The sequence below is a fragment of the Granulicatella sp. zg-ZJ genome, assembly GCF_010892355.1.
Taxonomy (GTDB): Bacteria; Bacillota; Bacilli; order Lactobacillales; family Aerococcaceae; genus WM01.
On record NZ_WNJY01000005.1, the window covers coordinates 29,822 to 55,219 of the forward strand.

The 25,398-nt window shown below is 35.8% G+C and carries 33 protein-coding genes; 30 read left to right on the forward strand and 3 right to left on the reverse strand.

The window, feature by feature from the left end; translation table 11 throughout:
* Positions 1-3 precede the first annotated feature (3 nt).
* From GMA11_RS02540 to GMA11_RS02550, 3 genes are read right to left on the reverse strand one after another with little or no spacing between them, the layout of a single operon-like run.
* On the reverse strand, positions 4-1,833 hold the full coding sequence (locus GMA11_RS02540; protein ID WP_163545647.1) for an AAA family ATPase: 1,830 nt from the start codon (positions 1,831-1,833) through the stop codon (positions 4-6).
* A gap of 3 nt (positions 1,834-1,836) precedes the next feature.
* Positions 1,837-2,289 (reverse strand): ABC-three component system middle component 2, encoded by a 453-nt coding sequence (locus tag GMA11_RS02545; RefSeq protein WP_163545648.1) that lies wholly within the window; start codon positions 2,287-2,289, stop codon positions 1,837-1,839.
* Positions 2,282-3,208, reverse strand: coding sequence for an ABC-three component system protein (locus GMA11_RS02550; protein WP_163545649.1), 927 nt, complete (start codon positions 3,206-3,208; stop codon positions 2,282-2,284). The genes GMA11_RS02545 and GMA11_RS02550 overlap by 8 nt, the downstream gene beginning before the upstream one ends.
* Positions 3,209-3,664: 456 nt before the next feature.
* Between GMA11_RS02550 and GMA11_RS02555 the strand changes: the two genes are divergently transcribed.
* The 30 genes from GMA11_RS02555 (at position 3,665) to GMA11_RS02700 (ending at position 25,344) form a co-directional block, all read left to right on the forward strand.
* Positions 3,665-4,273 carry a hypothetical protein gene (locus GMA11_RS02555; protein ID WP_163545650.1) on the forward strand — a complete coding sequence of 203 codons (609 nt, stop codon included), beginning with the start codon at positions 3,665-3,667 and terminating at the stop codon, positions 4,271-4,273.
* 12 nt (positions 4,274-4,285) lie between these two features.
* Complete coding sequence (locus GMA11_RS02560; RefSeq protein WP_163545651.1) at positions 4,286-4,954, forward strand: Rha family transcriptional regulator; 669 nt, start codon at positions 4,286-4,288, stop codon at positions 4,952-4,954.
* Positions 4,947-5,324, forward strand: coding sequence for a DUF4406 domain-containing protein (locus tag GMA11_RS02565; RefSeq protein WP_163545652.1), 378 nt, complete (start codon positions 4,947-4,949; stop codon positions 5,322-5,324). The genes GMA11_RS02560 and GMA11_RS02565 overlap by 8 nt, the downstream gene beginning before the upstream one ends.
* Positions 5,315-7,561: a phage/plasmid primase, P4 family gene (locus GMA11_RS02570; RefSeq protein WP_163545653.1), complete on the forward strand. Its 2,247-nt coding sequence runs from the start codon at positions 5,315-5,317 to the stop codon at positions 7,559-7,561. Before GMA11_RS02565 ends, GMA11_RS02570 begins: the two co-directional genes overlap by 10 nt.
* 204 nt (positions 7,562-7,765) lie before the next feature.
* Entirely contained in the window at positions 7,766-8,065 is a 300-nt protein-coding gene (locus tag GMA11_RS02575) for a VRR-NUC domain-containing protein (protein WP_163545654.1), read from the forward strand.
* Positions 8,046-9,389 (forward strand): DEAD/DEAH box helicase, encoded by a 1,344-nt coding sequence (locus GMA11_RS02580; RefSeq protein ID WP_163545655.1) that lies wholly within the window; start codon positions 8,046-8,048, stop codon positions 9,387-9,389. Before GMA11_RS02575 ends, GMA11_RS02580 begins: the two co-directional genes overlap by 20 nt.
* Before the next feature lie 43 nt (positions 9,390-9,432).
* Positions 9,433-9,864, forward strand: a complete 432-nt coding sequence (locus tag GMA11_RS02585; RefSeq protein WP_163545656.1) for a sigma-70 family RNA polymerase sigma factor — start codon at positions 9,433-9,435, stop codon at positions 9,862-9,864.
* A 373-nt stretch (positions 9,865-10,237) separates the two neighbouring features.
* Positions 10,238-10,606: an HNH endonuclease gene (locus GMA11_RS02595; RefSeq protein WP_163545657.1), complete on the forward strand. Its 369-nt coding sequence runs from the start codon at positions 10,238-10,240 to the stop codon at positions 10,604-10,606.
* A 105-nt stretch (positions 10,607-10,711) separates the two neighbouring features.
* Entirely contained in the window at positions 10,712-11,290 is a 579-nt protein-coding gene (locus GMA11_RS02600) for a terminase (RefSeq protein ID WP_205422864.1), read from the forward strand.
* A gap of 2 nt (positions 11,291-11,292) precedes the next feature.
* Positions 11,293-12,075 (forward strand): S-adenosylmethionine synthetase N-terminal domain-containing protein, encoded by a 783-nt coding sequence (locus GMA11_RS02605; protein ID WP_163545658.1) that lies wholly within the window; start codon positions 11,293-11,295, stop codon positions 12,073-12,075.
* A 9-nt stretch (positions 12,076-12,084) separates the two neighbouring features.
* The gene (locus tag GMA11_RS02610) at positions 12,085-13,326 is read left to right on the forward strand and encodes a site-specific DNA-methyltransferase (RefSeq protein WP_163545659.1); all 1,242 of its coding nucleotides are present in this window, start codon (positions 12,085-12,087) and stop codon (positions 13,324-13,326) included.
* Positions 13,319-14,758, forward strand: a complete 1,440-nt coding sequence (dcm, locus tag GMA11_RS02615; RefSeq protein WP_163545660.1) for a DNA (cytosine-5-)-methyltransferase — start codon at positions 13,319-13,321, stop codon at positions 14,756-14,758. Before GMA11_RS02610 ends, dcm begins: the two co-directional genes overlap by 8 nt.
* Positions 14,759-14,820: 62 nt before the next feature.
* Entirely contained in the window at positions 14,821-15,012 is a 192-nt protein-coding gene (locus tag GMA11_RS02620) for a hypothetical protein (protein ID WP_163545661.1), read from the forward strand.
* The gene (locus GMA11_RS02625) at positions 14,993-15,214 is read left to right on the forward strand and encodes a DUF4314 domain-containing protein (RefSeq protein ID WP_163545662.1); all 222 of its coding nucleotides are present in this window, start codon (positions 14,993-14,995) and stop codon (positions 15,212-15,214) included. Before GMA11_RS02620 ends, GMA11_RS02625 begins: the two co-directional genes overlap by 20 nt.
* Before the next feature lie 97 nt (positions 15,215-15,311).
* Positions 15,312-15,605, forward strand: a complete 294-nt coding sequence (locus GMA11_RS02630) for a transcriptional regulator (protein ID WP_163545663.1) — start codon at positions 15,312-15,314, stop codon at positions 15,603-15,605.
* 160 nt (positions 15,606-15,765) lie between these two features.
* Positions 15,766-15,966, forward strand: coding sequence for a hypothetical protein (locus GMA11_RS02635; protein ID WP_163545664.1), 201 nt, complete (start codon positions 15,766-15,768; stop codon positions 15,964-15,966).
* Positions 15,967-16,002: 36 nt separating this feature from the next.
* On the forward strand, positions 16,003-17,592 hold the full coding sequence (locus tag GMA11_RS02640) for a terminase large subunit (RefSeq protein ID WP_163545665.1): 1,590 nt from the start codon (positions 16,003-16,005) through the stop codon (positions 17,590-17,592).
* Positions 17,593-17,651: 59 nt separating this feature from the next.
* On the forward strand, positions 17,652-18,251 hold the full coding sequence (locus GMA11_RS02645; protein ID WP_205422865.1) for a type IV toxin-antitoxin system AbiEi family antitoxin domain-containing protein: 600 nt from the start codon (positions 17,652-17,654) through the stop codon (positions 18,249-18,251).
* Positions 18,244-19,077: a nucleotidyl transferase AbiEii/AbiGii toxin family protein gene (locus GMA11_RS02650; RefSeq protein ID WP_163545704.1), complete on the forward strand. Its 834-nt coding sequence runs from the start codon at positions 18,244-18,246 to the stop codon at positions 19,075-19,077. Before GMA11_RS02645 ends, GMA11_RS02650 begins: the two co-directional genes overlap by 8 nt.
* Before the next feature lie 105 nt (positions 19,078-19,182).
* Positions 19,183-20,436 (forward strand): phage portal protein, encoded by a 1,254-nt coding sequence (locus GMA11_RS02655; RefSeq protein WP_163545666.1) that lies wholly within the window; start codon positions 19,183-19,185, stop codon positions 20,434-20,436.
* Positions 20,399-21,115 (forward strand): head maturation protease, ClpP-related, encoded by a 717-nt coding sequence (locus GMA11_RS02660; protein WP_163545667.1) that lies wholly within the window; start codon positions 20,399-20,401, stop codon positions 21,113-21,115. Before GMA11_RS02655 ends, GMA11_RS02660 begins: the two co-directional genes overlap by 38 nt.
* Before the next feature lie 5 nt (positions 21,116-21,120).
* Positions 21,121-22,287, forward strand: coding sequence for a phage major capsid protein (locus GMA11_RS02665; RefSeq protein WP_163545668.1), 1,167 nt, complete (start codon positions 21,121-21,123; stop codon positions 22,285-22,287).
* A gap of 15 nt (positions 22,288-22,302) precedes the next feature.
* Positions 22,303-22,581 carry a head-tail connector protein gene (locus tag GMA11_RS02670; protein ID WP_163545669.1) on the forward strand — a complete coding sequence of 93 codons (279 nt, stop codon included), beginning with the start codon at positions 22,303-22,305 and terminating at the stop codon, positions 22,579-22,581.
* A complete protein-coding gene (locus GMA11_RS02675; RefSeq protein WP_163545670.1) occupies positions 22,581-22,913 on the forward strand; it encodes a phage head closure protein in 333 nt (110 codons plus the stop codon). The genes GMA11_RS02670 and GMA11_RS02675 overlap by 1 nt, the downstream gene beginning before the upstream one ends.
* Positions 22,910-23,287, forward strand: coding sequence for an HK97 gp10 family phage protein (locus GMA11_RS02680; RefSeq protein WP_163545671.1), 378 nt, complete (start codon positions 22,910-22,912; stop codon positions 23,285-23,287). Before GMA11_RS02675 ends, GMA11_RS02680 begins: the two co-directional genes overlap by 4 nt.
* Positions 23,280-23,630 (forward strand): hypothetical protein, encoded by a 351-nt coding sequence (locus tag GMA11_RS02685; protein ID WP_163545672.1) that lies wholly within the window; start codon positions 23,280-23,282, stop codon positions 23,628-23,630. Before GMA11_RS02680 ends, GMA11_RS02685 begins: the two co-directional genes overlap by 8 nt.
* Positions 23,603-24,187 (forward strand): major tail protein, encoded by a 585-nt coding sequence (locus GMA11_RS02690; protein ID WP_163545673.1) that lies wholly within the window; start codon positions 23,603-23,605, stop codon positions 24,185-24,187. Before GMA11_RS02685 ends, GMA11_RS02690 begins: the two co-directional genes overlap by 28 nt.
* 9 nt (positions 24,188-24,196) lie before the next feature.
* Positions 24,197-24,565, forward strand: a complete 369-nt coding sequence (locus GMA11_RS02695; protein ID WP_163545674.1) for a hypothetical protein — start codon at positions 24,197-24,199, stop codon at positions 24,563-24,565.
* Complete coding sequence (locus tag GMA11_RS09180; RefSeq protein ID WP_205422866.1) at positions 24,562-24,726, forward strand: hypothetical protein; 165 nt, start codon at positions 24,562-24,564, stop codon at positions 24,724-24,726. The genes GMA11_RS02695 and GMA11_RS09180 overlap by 4 nt, the downstream gene beginning before the upstream one ends.
* A 63-nt stretch (positions 24,727-24,789) precedes the next feature.
* A complete protein-coding gene (locus GMA11_RS02700) occupies positions 24,790-25,344 on the forward strand; it encodes a hypothetical protein (protein ID WP_163545675.1) in 555 nt (184 codons plus the stop codon).
* Positions 25,345-25,398: the final 54 nt, after the last annotated feature.

Here is a 25,398-nt window from a genome sequence, read left to right on the forward strand (position 1 = left end):
ATTCTATTTGTGTTCTGCGTTTACTACATCATTTAAAAAACCATATCTTCCTATATTAGGGGTACGAGTGAATTCTATCACTTTAGTATTACAGTCTCTTTCAAATTCTGATATTTCATCTTTTTGCTCAATCATGATTATTTGACGGCTATTTGATTGAGATACCATATACTCCATAAAATTATGTTTAATAGAATCTTTGTTTTTAATATATTCAGCTTCAGATAGTTGTGTAAGAGCAGAGTCTATTGCAAAGAATCCAGGTGCGTATCCATCTTTATCAAAAATATATGTTTGCATGGCAAATGTAGTTAGTGTATTTAAGATAGCACAATATCCACCGCCCATACACGAGGGTTTGCTTTTATTATCAATCTCTATATCAAATGAAGTTAAATTAATCCTTACAGATGAAGCACCACCGAATTTTACTGATTCAAAAGTAGAGATAAGTTTTTTTTCATACTCTGAAATTAATTGTTGTTCAAATATATTAATAATATTATATTTTTCAGGTTTTGAATCATCTTCTATTTCTTTTTCATGTAAATCAGAACTTAGAATGAGTAAGTTATCGTCAATAGTTTTTAGTTCCTGTTTCCATTTAACAACGTCCATATATTTATTCAATTCAGATTGAAAATCATTTAGTTTTGTTTTTAGGTTAGAGCTGATATATTTATCAAGACTAGATTTTTCTTGTTCTAAATTGGAAATAATTATTTCTATTTGATTTTTTCTTTTTTCAGTGGTTTTTGTGACTTCAGATAATTTTTGTATATGTTTCGATAATTTTTCAAGTTCAATAGAAGAACTATGGATAATATTCTCATCATAATTTACTTTTACAGCAGAATTGCAAATAGGGCAGTTTCCTGAAGTTTTAATTGATTCTGAGGTAATACTTCCATCTAAGATGAATTCTAATCGTCTGATATCAGAAGCATATTGTGTGTTTAATGAATCAAAACTTTGTAGTAGTGTTTTACACTCAATAAGCTTTTCATTTTGATTGTATAGTTTAGAAATGATAGTATTGCTTTTTTCATGTGCCTCATTAAGTTCATTTTGTAAAATGTCTATTTCTTTCAATAGGTTATCTATTACTTCATCTATTTCATCATTGTATTTTTCTGAAATTTTAGCTTCTAATTGTTTTCTTTTATCTGATAATCCATCTCTTTTTTGACGAATGTACATCATTACAGCTTCCCGTTTTGCTTTGGTAAATCTAGGATCAATTACTTGGTTTAATTCATTAGCATCTTGACTAGTTAATAAATAAAATAACGCAGCAATAGATGGTGTTTTTGCCATAGGGATAGGGTGCAATAAGGCAGAATTTTCTCTATCGATATCGTTTTGCTTCATAAAGAAAAGATGTAATATTGTTCTAAATGTCAATGCTTGAGTTTTGCCAGATTCGTTAGCGAGAATTCTATGTTCATCGGATATTCCAATTAATTCTAACAATATACTGTTAATATTCTTTTTTGCATTGTTATTTACACTGTATATTCCATCTTCTATTTTATAATCTGTACTTGTTACTTTTATTTTTGATGTACCAAATTCTCTTGTCAAAGTAACGTATCCATTTGGTGTTTTTAACTTTAAAGTGACATGGGTATATCCATGATTATTATCAACTATTTTAGATGGTTTTCCAGGTTTTGGTGTAAATCCAAAAGCATAGTCAATCGCATCCATAATGTAACTTTTTCCTGTATTTGATGGACCTATGATTAAATTGAAACCATTTGAAAATTCTATAGTACTATCTGTATGTCCTCCACCAAATACAGTCAATTTTTGTATTGTAAACCTTTTCATTTTTTAGTCCTCCAACGACTGAATTGTCGTACTATATATAAAATTTTTCATTTGATAACTATTAAGCGTTGGGAAAGTAGATAAAACTTCTCTTAGAGCAATTCTGTAAAGATTACTATAATCATTTGAAAATTTAGAAGTAATTTGTTTGCCATTTTCGCTTAATTTATATACATATCCTTTATCATCTATAATAAGTTCTACATACTTCTTTATAACAAGTAATTTAATAGAGTTAGATACTAGCTGTGATTTAGCAGAAAACTCACTATAACTTAAATGGCTATTTCCATGTAAATTATTGTCTAAAATATGAAAATTAGCACCATAAATAGCGATAAAGTCAATACAGGAAAGTTGCTGTTCATCTAAAATAAAATTTGATAACTCGTCAAGTATCAACATTACTCTTAGAGATGTTTCAAAGGATGACCCAATTAGAGATTTATTAATCATTACTTTTCACCCATTTGAGTTTTCCATCATTAACTAGATGATGACAAACACCTTTCTTAATTTTTCCATTAATCCAGTAAGGGGAACTACTAAGAATATAATTTTCTACTGGACTAGAAGTTGCTTTTTCCATTACATTTAGCATTTTTTCATATCCGTTTGAATATTTTTTTCTTGAAGTATCGACAATGTTGTCAAAAGTTGCAGTCTTTAAAATATCAAATTGATTTGATAAGTTTTGTGAATTTAGCTCTGCAACACTTCGTTCTATTGACGCTGCAGAGAAATATTCTATACGCCTATCATCAAAATCATGCTTATACTCAGGAAATTTATTAAATGTGTCTTCACAAAAATTAGGACAGGTCTCGGCATCTCCGTAGGCTGCAAACAGTTGACTTATATAAGGCATTTCAGTATCAGTAATGGTATCAGGCACTGAAAGTGGTAGTGGTTTAGGTAAAGAAGCAATCTTTTTTTCTATTTCTTGTACTAAAATTAGACTTTCTTCAAATTCAGAAGAAGTCTTTTTTTGTTTTTGAACATTTTGACAAAGAGATAAGATGATTTCTTCTAATAATTCTTGGCATTCATTTTCTATATATTCTCCAGGTTTTCCATTTTTTGTTAGCCAAATAGTAACCTGTTCACGTGAATCTGAATTGTAAATTTTTTTGTTTAACCACTCAGTGTATTTTATCAAATCTCTATGATCATAAACGTATTGTGCATCTCTTCGACTTATTTTGTTTCCGGTCATATAGCGATACTGTGTATCTTTTTTATAGTTAAGTAAATGACAGTTATCTAGTGCATTATTTTCTAGAAAGTTACTAATGATAGCCACAAAATAATCAGCTTCAGTTTTTCCTTCTGAAATATATGGTTGTAAACCTTTAGCGTAATCAACAAATTCCATATTTTACCTCCTCTCATTAATTCTTCCGAACACTTCCGAATCCATCCGAAAAATCCGAATTTTAAATATGCCAAATTGATATAATAAGTATGTAAGAGAAACAATTATAGATTTCTTACTAAAAGTATATCAAAAGTCTTTCTGTTCAACAAGAAATTCTACATTAATAAGGTTATTAAGTAACTAAAAACAAAGATAAGAAGTTTTTAATAGAAAGTAATTTGATATAGAAAAATTATTTAAAATCTCATAAACAGTTCAAGTAGGCCTACAAGAACGGACGAGATGCATCGAGAATTTAGAAATTACATAGACGAAAGTCATAGGGTAATTTTAAAATTCAATGCACCGACCGTGTTTTTGTCGTGCCTACGTAACGACTATTTGAACCGTGGTGTATTGATACCACGGTTCTTTTTGTATCTCGTCCTTTGAGTAGAAAGACGAGGACAAAAAATGAGAATTAAAATGAAATATGATACAGCAGAAGTTGAGATGGATGTAGATGTAAATGAATTAACAGGATGGTTAAGTATCGAAATTATGGAAGAAGAAAGCGAAGATGAATTACAAAAAAGAGTTCAAGAGGAGATTGATAAACAATACAACAGACCCGATTACAACAACTGGCATACGCACAATCGCCATATCGGATATTCCAAATCAGTCTTTGAAGATGTAAAAGATAGTGTTGACCACTTCAAAGAACCTTTGATTGACGAAGTACGAGATTCACGAATTTTTTACAAATCCCAAATGGAACATGAAGAACATCAAGAATATACAGAATGCTGCGCATTACTAGCCAAGCATATTCAGAAACCTGAATTGTTAGATTTATTCATAAAGGTTGCACTTGAAGATTACACACTTAGAGAAATGGCTATGTTACAACATCCAAAAGAAAAATGGATGAGTGATAACGACTATAAAAAGCTAATTGCCAAAGAAGAAAATAACCTATCTCATAAATGGAGACGTCTACGAAAAAAATTAGAAGAAACGTCCGACTTTAGTTTCCTTCGTGGCTACTTAGTAGAGGATACATCCTCTAGAAAACGATAGGAGGTAGTTCATATGAAGGAACTCATACCAAAAAACGAATTTGGCATTTTTGCTGATAAGCAGGATATTGCACGAGTAGATAGCTTGTTTGTTGCGGAGGCATTTAGAAAACAACATAAACATGTTCTGCGTGATATTGAAAGAATTACTGAGCCCAAATCTGGGCTGAGTGAAGGGTTTGTAGATAAGAACTTTTATAGAGGTAAGTATAAAGATAAAACAGGACGTGCTCTCCCTTGTTATTTCTTAACCAAAGATGGATTCACAATGCTTGTGATGGGTTATACCGGAACAAAGGCAATGCAATTTAAAGAACTTTACATTAAGCGATTCAACGAAATGGAACGCTTTATTGAAACTTTGGTCAGTGCGCGAGTGGAGTTTCCCTTGTTAACAGAGAATATAAAACTATTACACTCACAACCAAAACCCTATCACTTTTCAAATGAATGTGACTTGATAAATAGAGTTGCCATCGGGCAATCTGCTAAACAGTTTAGGTTAACGAATGGTATCGAAAAAGGGAAAAGTATTCGCCCTTATTTAACAAAACGACAACTGGAATTGATTGAAGTACTACAAAAAGTCGATGTTGGTTTACTCGTTGCATTTCCAAATTATGAAGACCGTAAAAAACATCTAGAGTGGTACAAATCAAAATGGGAGGAAGAACATGAGTAAATCCACACAACGAATTATAAAAGAAAAACAAGGGCAGTTTAAGCCAATCGTATATATTTGCGCGCCATTTAGTGGTGATACAACATTCAATACCAATCAAGCAATCCAATATGCGAAGTTTGCTTATGAGAAAGGAGCAATTCCACTCACCCCGCATCTACTATTTCCATTTTTAGATGATGCAAGTTTAGCCGATAGGCAGTCTGCGTTATTTATGGATAAGATTTTACTTGGTAAGTGTCAAGAAGTATGGGTGTTTGGCGAAACCATTACAAATGGGATGAATGGAGAACTGGAGATATCCAAAAAACGAAGACAACTTATCCGTTATTTTTCAACGGAATGTGTGGAGGTAGAAAAATGCAACTAACAATTTATAACTCAACTCATCAAGGTAATGCGAAAAATTGTATATATACAAATAAGCACATTGTCACTAGTGCAGAAGAGCTCATGGACGTGGTCAGTTTTGACCACGTCTGTGCAAGTTTTGAAAATCATTATCGCAGTAAGGATAATTTTTTAGAATGTGACTGTGATGTATTTGATTGCGATAATGACCACAGTGATGAACCGTCAGATTGGATTTATCCCGAAGATTATGAATTTTTATTGGGCGGTGCAAGTTACGCAATTGTTACAAGTAGAAATGATGGTAAAGTTAAAAACGGAAAATCAGCTCGACCTAGACATCATCTATATATTCCACATCGTGTATTTCAATTCGCTCGTGAGTGTGAAGTATTTAAGCAACGATTCTATGAACGTTTTTCATTTTTGGATGGTAATGCAAAGGACGCTGCACGCTTTATTTTTGGTCATCCCGTGAGTGAAGTGATGTGGTTTGAAGGAACGGTGGATATCGAAGATGTGATTGGTTTTGAACAAACGAATTTATTTGAACAATTTGATGAAGCAAGCTTTACCATACAGTCTGGTTCAAGGAATGCTACGATGAGTCATATTGCAGGTAAACTGATTAAGCGGTATGGAAATACAGATGAGTGTTATGCATTGTTTTTAAAGGAAGCAGAAAAATGTAGTCCACTACTTGAAGAATCAGAGTTAATGACGATTTGGAAAAGTGCTACAAAATTTGGTACGAAAGTATCTAATCAACAAGGCTATATTCCACCAGAATACTATAATCAAGAATTAACACTTTTACCATCAGACTTTTCAGATGTAGGGCAAGCGACCGTTCTCGCAAGAGAATATGCAGACAAAATAAAATACTCACCGGCAACCGACTACTTAGTTTATAACGGTAGTTATTGGGAAGAGTCACTTCCAAATGCACAAGCCTTATCACAAGAATTAACAGAAAGACAGTTAGAAGAAGCAGAATTAGAAATTCAAAAATGCATTAAAGAATTGAATCAACTAGGTGCGATGGCAATTATTTTATCGTTAGGTGAGAAAAAAGCTGTGGGTCAATTCAATGACAATCAAAAGCGAGTTTTTGAAAAGTATAAGAACGCACTTGTTTATCAAAAATATGCCATTAAACGAAGAGACAGTAAGTATATCTGGTCTGCGTTAAAAGAAGTTCGACCGTTGGTTCAAATTGAACCCGTAATGCTCGATAAGGATGAGTTTTTATTGAATACACCAACTAGCACAATTGATTTAAGAACAGGTAGTTCAAAGTCGCATGAGCATCAAGATTTTATTACAAAACAAACCAGTGTAGCACCGAGCGATACCGGTATGGTCATTTGGAAAGAGGCGTTAAATACCTTTTTTACAAATAACCAAGAACTGATTGACTATGTACAACAAATTGTCGGTCTAGCGAGTGTCGGTAAAGTTTATGTTGAGGCGCTAATTATTGCTTATGGGGAAGGCAGGAACGGCAAGTCCACGTTTTGGAATGTGATTGCTAGAGTGCTTGGAACGTATAGTGGCAATATCTCTGCCGACATGTTAACCGTAGGCTGTAGACGAAATGTAAAGCCAGAACTTGCAGAAGCGAAAGGGAAGAGATTACTTATTGCGGCAGAGCTTGAGGAAGGCATGCGTATGAATACATCCAACGTAAAACAACTGTGTTCAACAGACGAGATTTTTGCAGAAAAGAAATTCAAATCGCCATTTAGTTATGTGCCTACACATACGCTTGTTTTGTACACGAATCATCTTCCTAAAGTAGGCGCATTGGATAAAGGGACGTGGCGTAGGTTAATTGTTATACCATTTAATGCCAAGATTGAAGGATCAAATGATATTAAAAACTATGCCGATTACTTATATGAAGAGTGTGGTGAGGCAATATTGAGTTGGATCATTGAAGGTGCAAAGTCAGTGATTGCTTCTCATTTTAAAATCACAAAACCACAAGTTGTTGAAGAGGCGATTAAAGTCTATAAGGAAAATAATGACTGGTTGAATCACTTTATTGAAGAATGTTGTGAGGTAGATGTTTCAGTAGTTGAGAAAAGTGGCGAACTGTATAGCGAGTATCGCGCATTTTGTTTACGAAATGGTGAGTTTACTCGAGGAACTGCAGACTTCTATGCTGCACTTGAAAATGCAGACTTTAAGCGTAAGAAAAATATGAAAGGTTCTTTAGTGTATGGAATTAAACTGAAATCGGAATTTGAATGATAGTGTATGACGCTCATTTCAGTAGGTTTTGAATGTGGGTATTTTAATTTGAAATCAAAAGACTACTGTAATTGACTGTCATAAACAGAAATATGACGGTATATGATAGTCTATTATATAACCTTATATAGAATAGAAAAAAATAAGTATATATATTATATAGGTAAATAGGCATCATAGCCTGTCATAGGTTAGGAGATTACGATGTTAGAAAAAGAAATAGAAAGGCAGTTAGTAAAAAGCGTTAAAGCCAAAAATGGATTATGTTTAAAGTTTAATTGTCTTAGTATGAATGGTGTTCCAGATAGAGTGATACTGATGCCTGATGGGAAGATTGCTTTTGTAGAAGTTAAGGCACCTGGTAAAAAGTTAAGACGGCTGCAGATAAAACGTAAAAAGCAGTTTGAGTGTTTAGGCTTTGATGTGTTCGTTCTTGATCACATCACACACATTGATGAGATGATTGCCAGATTGGAGAAAAAAGATGGAATTTGTACCACATAAGTATCAACAGTATGCGAGTGAGTTTATTTTAAAGCACGATGTGTCAGCGTTACTACTGGATTGCGGACTTGGGAAAAGTATTATCACTTTATCTGCCATTGATGAGTTGATGTTAGATTATTTTGATGTAGCCAAAGTATTGGTTATTGCACCACTTCGTGTGGCGAGTGCGACATGGCCAAATGAAATCAACAAATGGTCACACTTAAAACATTTAACGTACTCGGTTGTTGTGGGAAGTGAGAAAGAACGTCAAAAAGCACTTCGTCAAAAAGCACACATTTATATCATCAATCGTGAGAATATGGATTGGTTGGTTAATAAGAGTCATCACCGTTTTGACTTTGATATGGTTGTCATTGATGAATTGAGTTCATTCAAATCATACAGTTCTAAACGTGTAAAGTCGATCTTAAAGGTTAGGCCGTACATCAAACGTATAGTCGGTTTAACTGGTACACCAAGTAGTAACGGCTTGATGGATTTATGGGCACAGTTTCGTATTTTAGATTTTGGAGAAAGACTAGGTCGATACATCAGTCATTATCGCAATATTTACTTCGTACCAGATAAACGAAATGGTGCAATTGTCTATTCTTACAAACCACAAGCCAATGCTGAAGATAGAATTTATCAAGCAATTAGTGATATGACGATTTCGATGAAAGCTAAAGATTATCTTGAAATGCCAGAATGTGTGATGAATGAAGTGGTGGTAAGTCTTGGCGATAGAGAACAAAAGATATACGACACCTTAAAACAAGAAATGATTACGACAGTAAAAGATGTTGAAATCGATGCCATCAATGCAGCCAGTTTATCCAACAAATTGTTACAAATGGCGAATGGTACGGTGTATGACGAGAATAAAGTCACACATACCATTCACGATAAGAAGTTGGATGCATTAGAAGATTTAATTGAATCGGCCAATGGTAAACCTGTGTTAGTGTCTTATTGGTTTCAAAGTGATCGTGATAGAATCATGAAACGCTTGGATGTGCGAGAAATTAAAACTAGCCAAGACATTACGGATTGGAATGACGGTAAAATAGCTGTTGCTTTAATTCATCCAGCAAGTGCAGGACATGGACTTAATTTACAACAAGGTGGGTCGACATTGATTTGGTATTCACTCACTTGGTCATTGGAGTTGTACCAACAAACGAATGCACGGCTTTATCGCCAAGGGCAACAAGATACAGTCATTATTCATCACATATTGACAAAAGGGACAATTGACTTTGATGTGATGAAAGCATTAAAGCAAAAAGATAAAATACAGACTGCACTGATGGATGCAGTTAAAGCAAATCTTGAGTAGGAGTTCTAAAGAGAACTTACCTCAGTAACATGGGAGGTAAGACATGAAAGCGAAAGATTTTTTTAAAACAATCAAACAACTTGAAAACCAAATTGAATCAAAACGGTATATGGTACAAACCTATCGTACGTTAGCTGAAGGTGTAAGGTCTCCTGTTTACTCTGACATGCCAAAGAGTCCGAATCGTCAACTAGAACCAATGGCTGAAGCGTTAATAAAGGCAGTAGAGATTGAAGAAGAAATAAAAGCGCTAGAATATGAATTGACTCAAAAGAGAGCAGATGTGATTGATTTGATTTCTAAACTGGAAAAGGACCATCAAATCGTATTGATTAAAAGGTACTTTGAAAAGAAATCATGGGGAGAAATTGCAGCGAGTATGTATTACACAGAGCGATGGATTTATAAGATGCATGGCACTGCATTGAAACAACTTGATGAATTGTTCAGTCGAGTTCAGTTGAGTTCATGTTAGTTCAGTAGTATTCAGTTCTTATGTTGTGGTATTATATAATCAGCAAAAAATATAGAGATTGTCATACAAGCAATAATTTTATATATCGTAAAGCAGTTACATGGAGGAAAGCTTAATGATAATCATTAGTTTGAAAGCAGCCAGAGTGAATGCTAATCTAACGTTGATTGAGGTATCTAATCAATTAAATATCAATAAAGATACTTTATGTCGACTTGAACGAGATTCGACTGATATTCCAATCTCTCTCGTTCATAAAATGGTTGCACTTTATAAAATTCCAATGGAAAATTTATATTTTGGTAAGATATCAGAATTCAATAAGACTCGGTAGTTTTATACTACTGGGTCTTTTCTTATGGGAGGAAATAAGATGCCAACAAAACCAAAGCGACCGTGTTCGCATCCAATGTGTCCAAACTTAACGCACGGACGCTTTTGCGAAGAACACCAAAGACAAGAAAACAAGCGCTACGAGAAGTACGACCGCAATCCAATTGTACGCAAAAGATATAACGGACAGTGGCGAAAGATACGTGCAAGGTATGTCAAAGCTCATCCGTACTGTGAATTATGTTTTAAAGAAGGTTATATGAAACAGGTAGAAGAAGTTCATCACATTACCCCTTTATCTGAAGGAGGAACGCATAACAAGGAAAATTTAATTTCTTTATGTCAGTCTTGTCATGCACGCATTCATGCCAAAAATGGTAGTCGTTGGAATAAAAAGAAAGAGGGGTAGGGGGGGTAAAAATCTCTACGATTGATCCCGAAGAATAACGGGTGCCTCCCGTCACGCACAAAAACGCCTATTCAAACAGGGTATATAAAACTGAAGGAGGAACATATGGCAAGAGATGGGACAAATCGTGGTGGTAGACGTAGAAATACTGGTCCAAAACCACAAGCAGCCATAGATAAAATTCAAAAAGGACAAATGGTCAAAGTGATGCCAAACGATATTCTAGAACTTGATGTCCATGAATTAGATGCAGTTGATTTACCAGAAGGAGTCTTACTTGAAGGCAACACAATGCCCAAGCCGAGTGAGTATTTATCAGCGAATCAGAAGAACGGTTTGCCACTTGGAGCTGATGTGATTTATGCTGAAATTTGGTTATGGCTTAAAGAACGCAACTGTGACAAGTTAGTGAATAAACGGTTGATTGAATCCTATGCACAAGCATTGGCAAGACATATCCAATGTGAAGAAGCTATGAGTAGTTATGGGTTGCTTGGTAAACATCCAACTACTGGTGCAGTGGTGACATCTCCCTTTGTGCAGATGTCGATTCAATTTCAAAAACAAGCCAACTTATTATGGTATGAAATTTATGATATCGTCAAACAAAATTGTACAGAAGTATTTGAAGATACGGGAAATGATATGATGGAGCGTTTACTACGTTCTAGGAAAGGATTATAAATATGATTGAAAAAGTAAATCCACAACACCCAGACAAGATTGCTGATCGCATTGCAGGGGCAATTGTGGACTTAGCCTATACAAAGGAAGATGAACCAAAGATTGCAATTGAGGTATTGATTGGACATGGTAAGTGTCATGTCATTATCGAAACCACAGTCACTTTAAAGAAAAAAGAGATTGTTCCAATTATTGAACGCATCGCTGGAAAGATGGCATCTGATATCACTATTGAAAAACAAGATGAACATTTGGCAAATAATCAAAAAGAGAAAATGCGATGTGGTGATAATGGTATCTTTAAAGGTGTTCCACTCACAGATGAACAGAAACGACTATCAGATATTGCACGAAACATTTATAGACAATACCCATTTGACGGCAAGTATATTTTAGACAAAGAGAAACTAATCATCTGTCAAAGTAATGCCTATACGCAGTTTTTACAAAGTCAATTTCCAAATGCCATCATTAATCCTTTAGGCGATTGGACAGGTGGGACGGATGTAGATACTGGTGCTACTAATCGTAAGCTAGGCAGTGATATGGCAGATTCAGTAACAGGTGGTGGTTTACATGGTAAAGATTTATCGAAAGCAGATGTATCGGTCAACATTTATGCGTTTTTAAGAGCACAACAGGTAAATGAACCTGTGATGTTTTCGTGTGCTATTGGCGATGAAACGATTGACGGTATACCATATGAGGATATTGTCAACATCGCAAAAGAATATGTAGACGCCATTGGTGGTTTTGAAAAACTAGCCGAATGGGGTCTTTTTTAGAGGTGTGATATGAACAAAGAAGCGACCTATTATTTAGCCAATATTCATGATCTTATCCCTTATGCGAACAATGCAAGGACGCATTCAGATACTCAAATTGCACAAATTGCTTCCAGCATAAAAGAGTTTGGGTTTCTTAATCCAATTATTGTATCACGTGATCACACAATTCTCTGTGGACACGGTCGTTATTATGCTGCACAAAAGTTAGGTCTTGAAAAGATACCCTGTATCAAAGAGGAACATCTAACGGAAGCACAAAAGAAAGCCTATATTATCGCAGATAATAAACTAGCACTTAACGCTGGGTGGGATAATGACCTATTAACCATTGAGTTGTCTGAATTACAAGGGTTAGACTTTAATTTAGACTTACTTGGATTTGATGATAAAGAATTATCCAAACTGTTTGATGATGACAAAGAGATTCAAGAAGATGACTTTGATATCAATGACGAGTTAACGAAACCCGCAATGACACAATTCGGTGACATTTGGCATTTAGGCAAACATATGTTAATTTGTGGTGATTCTACGAAAGAAGAAACCTACAAAGCGTTACTGGGTGATACAAAAGTGAATCTAGTTGTGACCGATCCTCCATATAACGTTAATTACGAAGGAAATGCTGGAAAAATTAAAAACGATGATATGGAAGATGGAGCGTTTTATCAGTTCTTGTGTGATGCTTTTACGCAAGCTGAAAAGGTCATGGCGCAAGATGCAAGTATTTATGTGTTCCATGCGGATACGGAAGGCTACAATTTCAGAAAAGCATTTAAAGATGCAGGATTTTATTTATCAGGGACGTGTATTTGGAAAAAACAGGCACTTGTTTTGGGGAGAAGCCCTTATCAGTGGCAACATGAACCCATTTTGTTTGGTTGGAAACAAAAAGGTAAACATCAATGGTATACCGGTAGAAAAGAATCGACGATTTGGGAGTTTGATAAACCAAAGAAAAATGCAGATCATCCAACGATGAAACCCATCGAGTTGATGGCTTATCCGATTAAAAATTCAAGTATGACCGATAGTCTTGTATTCGATATGTTTGGTGGTAGTGGGTCTACTTTACTGGCGAGTGATCAACTGGGTAGAATCTGTTATTCCATTGAACTTGATGAAAAATTTTGTGATGTGATTGTAAAACGATATATCGAACAAGTCGGAAAGTCGGATGATGTGTATGTCGTCCGTGATAATAAGAAAGTATCATACGATGATTTAGTAGGTGATGAAAATGCGTAAGCTAACAATGGGAAGTTTGTTTTCAGGGTCAGGAGGTTTTGAACTCGCTTCAAAATTGTCTGGTATTACACCGATTTGGAATTCAGAAGTCGAACCGTTTCCTGTGCTTGTCACTAGGAAGAATTTCCCAGAAGTCAAACAATTAGGCAATATTCAACATATCAACGGCAAAAGAATACCACCAGTAGATATCATTACTTTTGGTAGTCCTTGTCAAGATTTATCTATAGCAGGCAAAAGACAAGGGTTGGACGGTAAAAAGTCTAACCTTTTTTATGAAGCCATTCGAGTAATTAAAGAAATGAGGGAGGCAACAAATGGTAACTATCCACGATTTATCATCTGGGAAAATGTCCCAGGTGCCTTCTCAAGCAACAAAGGAGAAGATTTCAGATGTGTCCTTGAAGCCATCTGCCAAATCAAAGACATACAGACATCTATCCCTAGACCTTCAAAATGGGCAAACAGTGGCGACATCATGGGTGGAGCATTCTCTCTTGCATGGCGAGTGTTGGACGCTCGGTATTTTGGAGTCCCCCAAAGACGCAAAAGAATCTTTCTTGTCGCAGATTTTAATGGCAGATGTGCCAGTGAAATATTATTTGACGAAAAAAGCGTGCCAAGGGATATTGAAACGAGCAGCACTACGAAACAAGACACTACCAACAATACTAGAACAAGCCCTACGTTATGCCTAAATGACCAAGGTGGAGAGCGTATGGACGTGACAGAAGATTTCACAGCCACACTTCGTGCCAAAGGGAATCGAGCCCCGTATGTGTTTGACAATCACGGACAAGACAGTCGATTTAATGGACCACTTGACGTATCCCCAACATTGGGGGCAAACCTTGGTTTAGGGGGCAATAATCAACCATTGGTAGTGGATGCCAAAATTTACGACATTCGTTTGACAAGCGAAAACACACGCAATGTTAGGGCGAATGTTTACGAAACAGATACCTCAAGAACGATTGATACTGGAGGAAACAATCCAGACAGAAATCAAGGTGGATTAGCTGTGGTGTATTCCACAAGCAAAAACGCACACCATACAATCGCTAATGTGAATGAAGTTGGGACGCTTGTGGCAAGTGATTATAAAGATCCACCAACTGTTATGGAAAGAAACTTAAAGGTGCGTAGATTAATACCATTAGAGTGTGGTCGATTACAAGGCTTTCCAGATGACTGGTGTCGTGATTTAGCGGTTCTAGAACCTAGTGAAGAAAATATGGTGTTTTGGAGAGCTGTCTTTGAAGAACATCGACTCATCAATGGCAAAAGCAAATCGAAGTCTGATAAACAAATTAAAAAATGGCTATCCGATCCATATTCGGATATGGCTCAGTATAAAATGTGGGGAAACGGTGTCGCCCTTCCATGTGTCGTTTATATTATGAAAAAAATCTTCGAAATAGCGAACAAATGACTTGATAAATAATCGGTTTAGAGTGATATATAGTGTAACGAAAATACAGGAGGTTAATTCTGATGACACAAGCATTAAACGAAAAATTATACGAGGTTGCAGAAAAGCATATTTTTTCTTTAGAAGGTAGAGGCGATTTAGTACCTAGAATGCGAGATAACGATGACTTTTTGGATGTTTATGTGATGAGTTTAGAGAAACTTTTAAAAGAAGTCTATGAGTTGGGAAAAGCAGATGGAAAAAATGAAAAATAACATTGAGAAATTAAGATTGGAGTACCAAAACGGTACTCGAGTGAAACTTGTTAAAATGGATGACAAACAAGCGCCACCCATTGGTACAAAAGGGACTGTTTTAGGAGTGGATGACATTGGCTCTATTATGGTTTCTTGGGATAATGGTAGTCGATTGAGTGTCGTATTGGGTGAAGATTGTTGTATGAAACTTGATGATTAAAAAAATTGAATCATCATGAGAAATAATCAACATAAGACTTGATATTTATAGCGTTTAGAGTGATATATAGTGTAACAAAACAAAAGGAGAAAACACCATGTACAGACATACACAAGAAGCACTCAACGGATTAAAAACAGAAATAAAAGCCTGCAAAAAATATGCAGATTTAGCTACTCAACAAGCACAAAAAGGAAACGTAGGCAGTGCGATTCAATTTTTAGAGATTGCCCAAACGGCAAAGACGTGTGCCAACCAAGCACATGAAGCCTTATGGGATTTATCAAAAGGGCAACTAAGTGATGAAGCATTTGATCGTTTTTGCGAAGCAGAAACCCTAAGTCAAGTGATAAACAAGGCGCATAAAGCCATTCAACAAGCAAGAACTTAAGAAAAATGGATCGGATAGGGGTTTATACAAGTTTGTCACTTTTATTGAAGAAGATGAAAAAGAATGTCGTAAAATCATTCTAAATAGTGAAAAAATCACTTGATAAATAGTCGTTTTAGAGTGATATATCGTGTAAAGACATGAAAGCGAGGAAAGTAACATGACCAGATTTGAAAAACATTTTAACATGATACAAGTTGATCCATTTTCAGCAAGAGAGATTTTAGAAGAAAGACAACAGGAACTAAATCGTTTAAAAAACAAACGAGACTATTATAAAAATGGATTTAGATGGCAATGTATCACACAAGAATTAGAACAGCTAGAAAAAGAATATCACCTTTTAGACGAATTGATTTAGGAGCATTGGCTCCTTTTTTTATTGGGAGGACAGAACATGACCTATAAACCAAGTCCGTTTAAATTAAAGACATCAACCTATAATAAAGAGTTTGCTGACTATGCCGTCAATTTTATTGAATGCCTATCGCATACTAAAGGCACATGGGCAGGGAAACCATTCAAACTTCTTCAATGGCAAGAACAAATCATCAGAGATTTATTTGGGATAGTCAAGCCAGATGGGTATCGACAGTTTAATACAGCATACATTGAAATCCCAAAAAAGATGGGAAAGAGTGAGTTAGCGGCTGCCGTTGCATTATTACTTTGTTGCGGAGATTTTGAAGAACGTGCTGAAGTCTATGGTTGTGCAGCAGACCGACAACAAGCGAGTATTGTCTTTGAAGTAGCAGCAGATATGGTAAGAATGTGTCCTGCATTAAATAAACGTGTGAAGATTCTAGCTTCTCAAAAACGGCTTGTGTATTTACCAACCAACAGTTTTTATCAAGTCTTATCAGCTGAGGCTTACTCCAAGCATGGTTTTAATATTCACGGTGTGGTGTTTGATGAATTGCATACACAGCCCAACAGAAAGCTCTTTGACGTTATGACCAAAGGGAGTGGAGATGCACGCACACAGCCCCTTTATTTTTTAATCACAACGGCTGGTACAGATACCCATTCGATTTGTTTTGAAACGCATCAAAAAGCAAAGGACATCTTAGACGGACGGAAAGTCGACCCTACTTTTTATCCCGTCATATACGGTGCGGATGAAAATGATGATTGGACCGATCCAAAGGTGTGGCATAAAGCCAATCCGTCACTTGGTGTGACCGTACCGATTGAAAAGGTGGAAATGGCATGTGAATCGGCTAAACAAAATCCAGGAGAAGAAAATGCCTTTAGGCAACTGCGACTCAATCAATGGGTTAAACAAGCCATTCGTTGGATGCCAATGGAGAAATGGGATGCGTGTGCGTTTAGTGTGAATGAAGAAGACCTAGAAGGTCGTGTGTGTTATGGAGGCTTAGACTTATCTTCTACAACTGACTTGACTGCGTTTGTATTAGTCTTTCCACCAGAAGATGAAGACGATAAATATGTGATACTACCATACTTTTGGTTGCCAGAAGATACCATTCCATTAAGAGTTAGACGTGACCATGTGCCGTATGATTTATGGGAGAAGCAAGGGCATGTTGAAACGACAGAAGGAAATGTTGTGCATTACGGTCATATTGAAAAATTTATTGAACGATTAGGTCAAATATTTAACATTAAAGAAATTGCCTTTGACCGTTGGGGAGCCGTTCAAATGGTTCAAAATTTAGAAGGCATGGGCTTTACAGTGGTGCCATTTGGTCAAGGATTTAAAGATATGAGCCCACCAACTAAGGAACTTATGAAATTAACCCTAGAGAAGAAAATCGCACATGGGGGGCATCCTGTTTTACGCTGGAACATGGATAACATTTTTATTCGAACAGACCCAGCAGGAAATATCAAAGCGGATAAGGAAAAATCAACAGAAAAGATTGACGGTGCCATTGCGACTATTATGGCATTAGATAGAGCTATTCGTTGTGGGAATGTGAATGTTGAAAGTGTGTATGATGGGCGCGGAATTTTGTTTATGTAACCTTAAGCTTGCATTTGTGCGTTATTTATTTTATAATAAAGCACAAAAGGAAGTGCGAAATGATGAATGAAGATAAGATAAGAAAAATGATAGAAAAAAATAATGGTATCATAACAGCTAAAGAAGTATCAGAGAGTGAAGTAGAATCATGGTACCTTACGAATATGGTAAAAAAAGGAAAGCTCGAAAGAGTTGCAAGAGGTATTTATTTTGATTCTAATTATGATAATTACGATGAACTTTATATTTTTCAACTTAAAAACAAAGCATGCATTTATTCCTACCAAACGGCACTATATCTTTATGGTTTGACCGATAGAATCCCCTTTATTAATGAAGTCACTGTGAAACAAGGATATAATGCATGGCGTATCAAAGAAACAGTCTTTGTTCATCAAATAAAAAAAGAATGGTATGAGATAGGATTGACTAAAGTTATGACAGAGATGGGAAATCTTGTATATGCTTATGATATGGAAAGAACTCTTTGTGATTTGGTAAGAGATAGAAAAAACCAAGATGTAGAAATATTTTCAAAAGCTTGGAATTTTTATCTAAAGAAAGGTTCCAGAGACATATGGAAACTTAGAGAGTATGCTAAGGCATTTAATATATCACAGCAGATAGAGGAAATACTGGAGGTAATTGTTCATGAATAAAGATAGTATTACGCAAAAATTAAGAAAAAAGGCTAAAGAACTAGAATTAAATTACAATACAGTATTAAGTAAATTTTTCTTTGATGAATTTTTGAAATTACTAGCAAACAGCAATCATAAAGAAAATTTTATGCTCAAGGGAGGAATGCTTTTAACGTATGCATTAGGCATTCAAAATAGATCTACTCAAGACATTGATTTTTTAGTAAAAGGAATAAAATTGAATGCTGCAGAAATAAAAAAAGTTTTAGAAGATATTTTAGGAAAAACGAATCAATCGGATATATGGTTTGAATTGATTAGTGATGTGCAAGAAATTCGAGTAGAAGATAAATATGGTGGATTGAAGTTTCATGTAATTGGGCATTTATCAAATATTAGAATTCCTTTTTCTATTGATGTTGCAACAGGTGACCCAATCTTTCCGTATCCAAAAATAGAGAACTATACTACAATTTTAGGCGATAATATTGAATTAAAAATATATCCATTGGAATCTGTGTTATCAGAGAAACTACAGACAGTATTGGCAAGAGCAGAAAATAATAGTAGAAGTAAAGATTTCTATGATATTTATGCTATTTTGAATAATAAATTAGAAATGGTAGATACAGAACAGCTTAAAATAGCCGTTCTCATGACATTTAAATATAGAAAGACAGAAATTACAAAAGATGAAGCGAAACAAATTATTGACAATATTAATAATGATTCTTTAGTTAAAGAAAGATGGATAAGATATCAAAAGAAAAATCCATATGCTAAAGATATTGAATTTAATGAAATCGTTAAGTGTTTAAATGATTTAGTTGAATTGTCCATGTAAGACAAAAACTTAAAATGGTCTTTTTTTAAGGGGAATATCATAATTAAGGGAAAGTATCTACTGAAAAGTAGGTGCTTTTATTATACTTAAAATTGGGAGGCAACAATGAAATTATTTAGTGGGCTATTTCGTTCAAGAGATAAACCAGAAAACAAACTCAGTAATAACAGCTATTCATTTTTAATTGGTCAGTCATCTAGTGGGAAACGTGTGAATGAACGGACTGCTATGACGATGAGTGCGGTATATTCGTGTGTCCGTATTTTATCGGAGACATTGGCAAGTCTCCCCCTTCATGTGTATGAGATAACCGATGTGGGGAGTCAAAAAGCAACGGATCATAGTTTATATAACCTCCTGCACAATGAACCAAATAGTGAAATGACGAGTTTTATCTTTCGAGAAACCTTGATGACACACTTACTCTTGTGGGGGAATGCATATGCGCAAATCATCCGTAATGGCAAAGGGGATGTGGTGGGGTTATACCCACTCATGCCAGATAAAATAACGGTGGATCGAGATGACAACCATACGATTTATTATGACTATTTAAGTACTAATGGGGAACGAGTGAGATTATCCTATCAAGATGTTTTACACATACCAGGTTTAGGTTTTGATGGTTTGGTTGGTTACTCACCGATTGCGATGGCAAAAAATGCGATTGGCATGTCGATTGCCGCAGAAGAATATGGGGCGAAGTTTTTCTCTAATGGGGCAACACCATCGGGTATTTTAGAACATCCAGGGACGGTTAAAAATGCAGAAAGTTTAAGGGAAAGTTGGACAAGGGGCTTTTCAGGCAGTAATTCACACAAGGTCGCCATATTGGAAGAAGGCATGAAGTACACGCCCATTTCTATATCGCCTAATGAAGCACAGTTTTTAGAAACACGTAAATTTCAAATTAATGAAATTGCTCGAATTTTTAGGATTCCACCACATATGGTAGGGGATCTTGAAAAGTCGAGCTTTTCTAATATTGAACAACAATCGTTAGAGTTCGTGAAATACACCTTAGATCCATGGGTGATTCGGTTTGAACAAGCCTTTAATCGCAGATTACTAAAAGATAAAGAAAAAGCACAGTTTTATGTGAAGTTTAATGTGGATGGTCTGCTTCGCGGGGATTATCAGTCACGTATGAATGGCTATGCGGTAGGTCGTCAAAATGGGTGGATGAGTGCCAATGATATTCGAGCACTTGAAAACTTAGATCGCATCCCAGCTGAAGAAGGTGGCGATTTGTATTTAGTCAATGGCAATATGCTCCCACTGAAACACGCAGGAGCATTCGCAAATTTGAATAAGGAGGATGATGCCAGTGAGGAAATTTTGGAACTGGAAAACAAATAATAAGGATGAACACATATTGTTTTTAAATGGCACGATTGCAGAGGAGTCTTGGTTTGATGATGACGTCACACCAAGGCTTTTTAAATCGGAATTAGACAAGCATCAGGGAGATATTGCCGTGTGGATTAATTCGCCGGGTGGAGATTGTATCGCTGCTGCTCAAATTTACAACATGTTAATGGACCACAAAGGTGAAGTAGTTATCAAAATTGATGGGATTGCCGCAAGTGCTGCATCGGTGATTGCCATGGCAGGGACAAAGGTGTTGATGAGTCCTGTCTCCATGATGATGATTCATAATCCCATGACGATTGCTTTTGGAGATAAAGAGCATATGAAACAAGCCATTTCTATGTTGGATGAGGTGAAAGAATCCATTATGAATGCCTATGAAATCAAAACAGGTCTAAATCGTCAAAAACTATCCAATATGATGGATGGTGAAACATGGATGAATGTCCATAAAGCCATTGAATTGGGCTTTTGTGATGGGTTACTCGAGCGAGAGGGCAATGAAACAACCGAGGTAGCTGTCGTATCAAACGCATATTCAAAAATGGTGGTTGAAAATTCACTCAAAGAGAAATTGGTTGAAAAATGTCACATTCAGCCAAAAATCAACACAACACAGTCGCAAGATTTACTAGACAGACTTAACTTAATCAAAAATTGGAGGTAATACATATGAGCAAGTTATTAGACATGATTGAAAAAAGAAATATTGCATGGGAAGGTGCGAAAGCCTTTGTGGAAGCAAACAAAGATAAAGACGGGTTACTTACCGAAGAACAGACCAAACAGTACCAAGAAATGGAACGAAAGGTGATGAACTTCAGTAAAGAAATTGACCGTCTGCAACGTGAAGAACAATTGGATAAATTGATGGAAAAACCCATCAACACACCGATTAAAGAAAAACCAAGACAAGAAGCTATCGAAGAAAAAACAGGACGTGCTAGTCAAGAATACAAAACGAGTATGCTTCAAGCCTTACGTTCCAACTTTAAACAAGTGTCCAATGTTTTACAAGAAGGTGTGGATGCTGATGGTGGGTATTTAGTACCAGAAGAGTATGATAGTCGCTTAATTCAAGTGTTAGAGGATGAAAATATTGTTCGTTCTTTAGCCACAGTCATTACAACAGCAGGCAATCATAAAATAAACATCGCTGGTTCAAGTCCAGCAGCGGCATGGATTGACGAAGGAGCAGCATTATCCTTTGGAGAGGCGAAATTTAGTCAGATGTTATTAGATGCCCACAAACTGCATGTGGCTATTAAAGTGACAGAAGAGCTACTTTATGATAGTGCCTTTAACTTAGAAAATTATATCACTGAGCAGTTTGGTAAGGCTTTGGCTAATGCAGAAGAAGATGCATTCTTAAATGGTGATGGGAACAACAAGCCAACAGGTATTTTCCATGAAAGCAATGGTGGGACGTTCCTAGATAAAGTGACGGCTATTAAAGCAGATGATGTGATTAATTTGGTTCATGCTTTGAAACGTCCATATCGTAAAAATGCGGTGTTCATCACAAATGATAAGACCATCGCTCAAATTCGTAAGTTCAAGGATAGTAACGGCGCCTACATTTGGCAACCAAGCTATCAACAAGGAGAACCGGACAGATTGTTAGGCTATCCGACTTACACCTCTGCTTTTGCACCAGAAAATACAATCGCCTTCGGGGACTTTAGTTATTACAACATTGGAGATCGTGGCGCTCGTTCCTTTAAAGCCTTAACGGAGTTATTCGCAGGGAATGGGATGATTGGTTATGTGGCAAAAGAACGTGTAGATGGTAAGTTGATTGTCAAAGAAGCTGTGCAGATTTTAAGTGCACAAGGGTAACAGGAGGTTTAAGCAGTGGGTTTAACATTAGATGACGTCAAACAGTACTTAAGAATTGATTCGAGCGATGATGACGCACTGCTTGAATCTTTGATGGCAACTGCTAAACATTTATGTATGCACATTTTGAGAGTGGATGATTTGTCGTCTGCTCTTTTATTGTCAGAAGAAGTTCATACAGCCATGCTTTATGCCATTGCCTATTTATATGAACACCGAGAAGAAGCCAATCATAAGGACTTAACCTTGACGTTAAGAAGTTTATTGTTTGGGCTTAGAAAGGTGGACTTTTAATGAAGGTGAGTTTATTGAATACTAGAATCACTATACAAGTAACAACTATTGAAACAGATGATATTGGCAATCAAACAGAGGTATGGAAAGAGCTGTATTCGTGTTATGCGACCGTCAGTAGTGAAAGTCCACTGGAACAAACGGCAACAGGTGCTGTATGGGATCATACTAAACTTGATTTTACGATTCGGTATGCGTCTGAAATTTCACATCTAGACAGTACCCATTACCGAGTTGTTTTTGATCATCACCTTTATAACATTAAAGGGATAGACCACATGAATCACAAGAAAAAAGCCATCAAACTGCATTGTCAAAGGGTGGAGAGATGAAAGTAAAGTTAGATGATTTAGCTCAAGCGATTCAAAAAGAACTCGAGCAGTATCAAAAGCTAACCAATGAGCAGATTAAAGCAACGGTTAAAGAAGTTGGTCAAGAAACAAAAGCACGTATCCAAGCCACTGCCCCTAAAAAAAGTGGCCGGTATCGTAACAGTTGGATAGTAACCACCACAAAAGAAAATCGTAACAGCATGCATGTTGTGGTGCATTCAAGAAATCAGTATCAACTCACACACTTATTAGAATTTGGTCATGCCAAACGAAATGGTGGTCGAACGAAAGCGATACCCCATATTGCACAAGCAGAACAAGAAGCAGTCACGACTTTTGAAAATAAAGTAAAGGAGATTTTAGAAAATGGTTAGTGTCATAGCACTCATGAAGCAAATCGACTTACCGTTTGCTTACCATCATTTCGCAGAAAGTAACGTACCAAACCCACCGTTTATGCTTTATGTGTTACCTAGCACCAATCATTTTAAAGCAGATGGGAGAATTCATCATAAAATTGTGGTGGTTCATTTGGAGTTGTACACAGATAAAAAAGATGTGGTATCCGAGCAAAAGATTGAATCAGTCTTGGATCAAGCAGAGGTTGTTTACAGTAAGAGTGAAGTTTGGATAGAGAGTGAAAAACTCTATGAAGTTTTATATACATTTGAAATGGAGGAAGAAAAATTATGGGAAACAAAGTCAAATACAATTTAAAGAATGTCCATGCTGCAAAACTCACGAAAAGCCCTGAAGGGACATTTACTTATGGCACACCTAAACCCATTTTAGGGGCTGTTAGTATTAGTTTAGAAGCAGAAGGCGAATCCAGTCCATTTTATGCCGATGGGATTGTGTACTTTAGGTCGACATCCAATAATGGATATAGTGGTGATTTGGAAATTTCCTTAATACCAGAGTGGTTTAGAACAGAAATCTTGAATGAAGAATTGGATAAAAATGGTGTTTTGGTTGAAAAAGCAACGGTAAAAGAGACCGAGAAATTTGCCTTGTTATTTGAATTTGATGGGGATGAAAAAGCGATTCGTCACGTTTTATATAATTGTTCAACGTCTCGCCCATCGATTGAATCGGAAACAAAAGAAGAGTCGATTAGTCCAGGGACGGAAAAGTTAACCTTAACAGCAGATCCACGAGAAGATGGGTTAGTGAAATCACGTACTGGAGATACCACACAGGATACAGCCTATCAAAATTGGTACAAGGCAGTCTATGTACCAACCGCTCAAACAGTAAGTAGTCCATCACGATAGGAGGTTCATATGATACAAAAGACAATAACCATTCAAAATCAATCCGTGACGTTTAAGTCATCCGCTACAATTCCACGATTATATCGGCTAATCTTTAAACGTGATATTTTTAAAGATTTATCGAAATTAGAAAAAGCATACAACGGAAAAGATAACAGTCCGTTTGAGATTGACGATCTAGAGATTTTTGAGAACGTGGCATATATTATGGCTTATCATGCTGATAATAGTATTCCATCAACCATTGAAGAATGGTTAGACCAATTTGAGATGTTTTCTATTTATGAAATTTTACCAGAGATTTTAGAACTATGGGGGAGTAATCTTCAAACGGATGTGGAAAACAGAAAAAAGTTACAGCAAGTAGTCGGGAAATGACGACAGCCTTATTTTTACTTCGATGTGTGGAGGTTGGGATTGCGATAAGAGATCTCGACCTTTTAACTATCGGATTAGTATTAGATATGTGGACGGAGAAAGCAAATGACGGTGTGAAGTATAACAGAGTTGCAGGACAAAAAGAGTTTGATAGGTTTTAATTTGTATACATTTTATATTGGTGTTAAAATTAAATATGATTATATTTTGAGGTGACGTATAAAATGGAGTATAAATCAAAAAGAGGTCCTTTTACAGTTATTAATGAGTATTTTGTTGAATTTAAAAATGGTCCAATAGAACCAAATGTTAAGGCTAAGGAAAAACCACAGAACACAGTAGATTCAATAATGTGGCAGGTGGTACTTAAAAAAAATCCAGATCCTAATTATTTTGATGAAGTGTATGAAAGAGTAAATATTCCCAAGCAAGATGGAATTGATAAAGGACATTTTATACCAAAACAATTTATGAAATATTTAATACCCAATTATCGTAAAGACGAAGATAATACAGGATTCACTCATAAAGATAATGGTTTTAATATCAGCAACCAATCAGTAGTTTCTAATCGTGGTTATAAGAAAATAAAAGGGCAGTTACAATATGAACAGGAGATTGTAGACCATATTGAAAAACAAAAAACTGATGTTTATTATGAAATCGAGGAAATTAAGAATGAAGATGATAATGTATTAGGTAGAAGAATTTTTATTCACTTCTATGATTCCAATGAGAAGAATATTCATATTTTTATTCCAGAAAAAATAGAAAGATAATGTGACACTTACAGCAATATGTAGGTGTCTTTTTTATACCCATTTTTAGAAAGG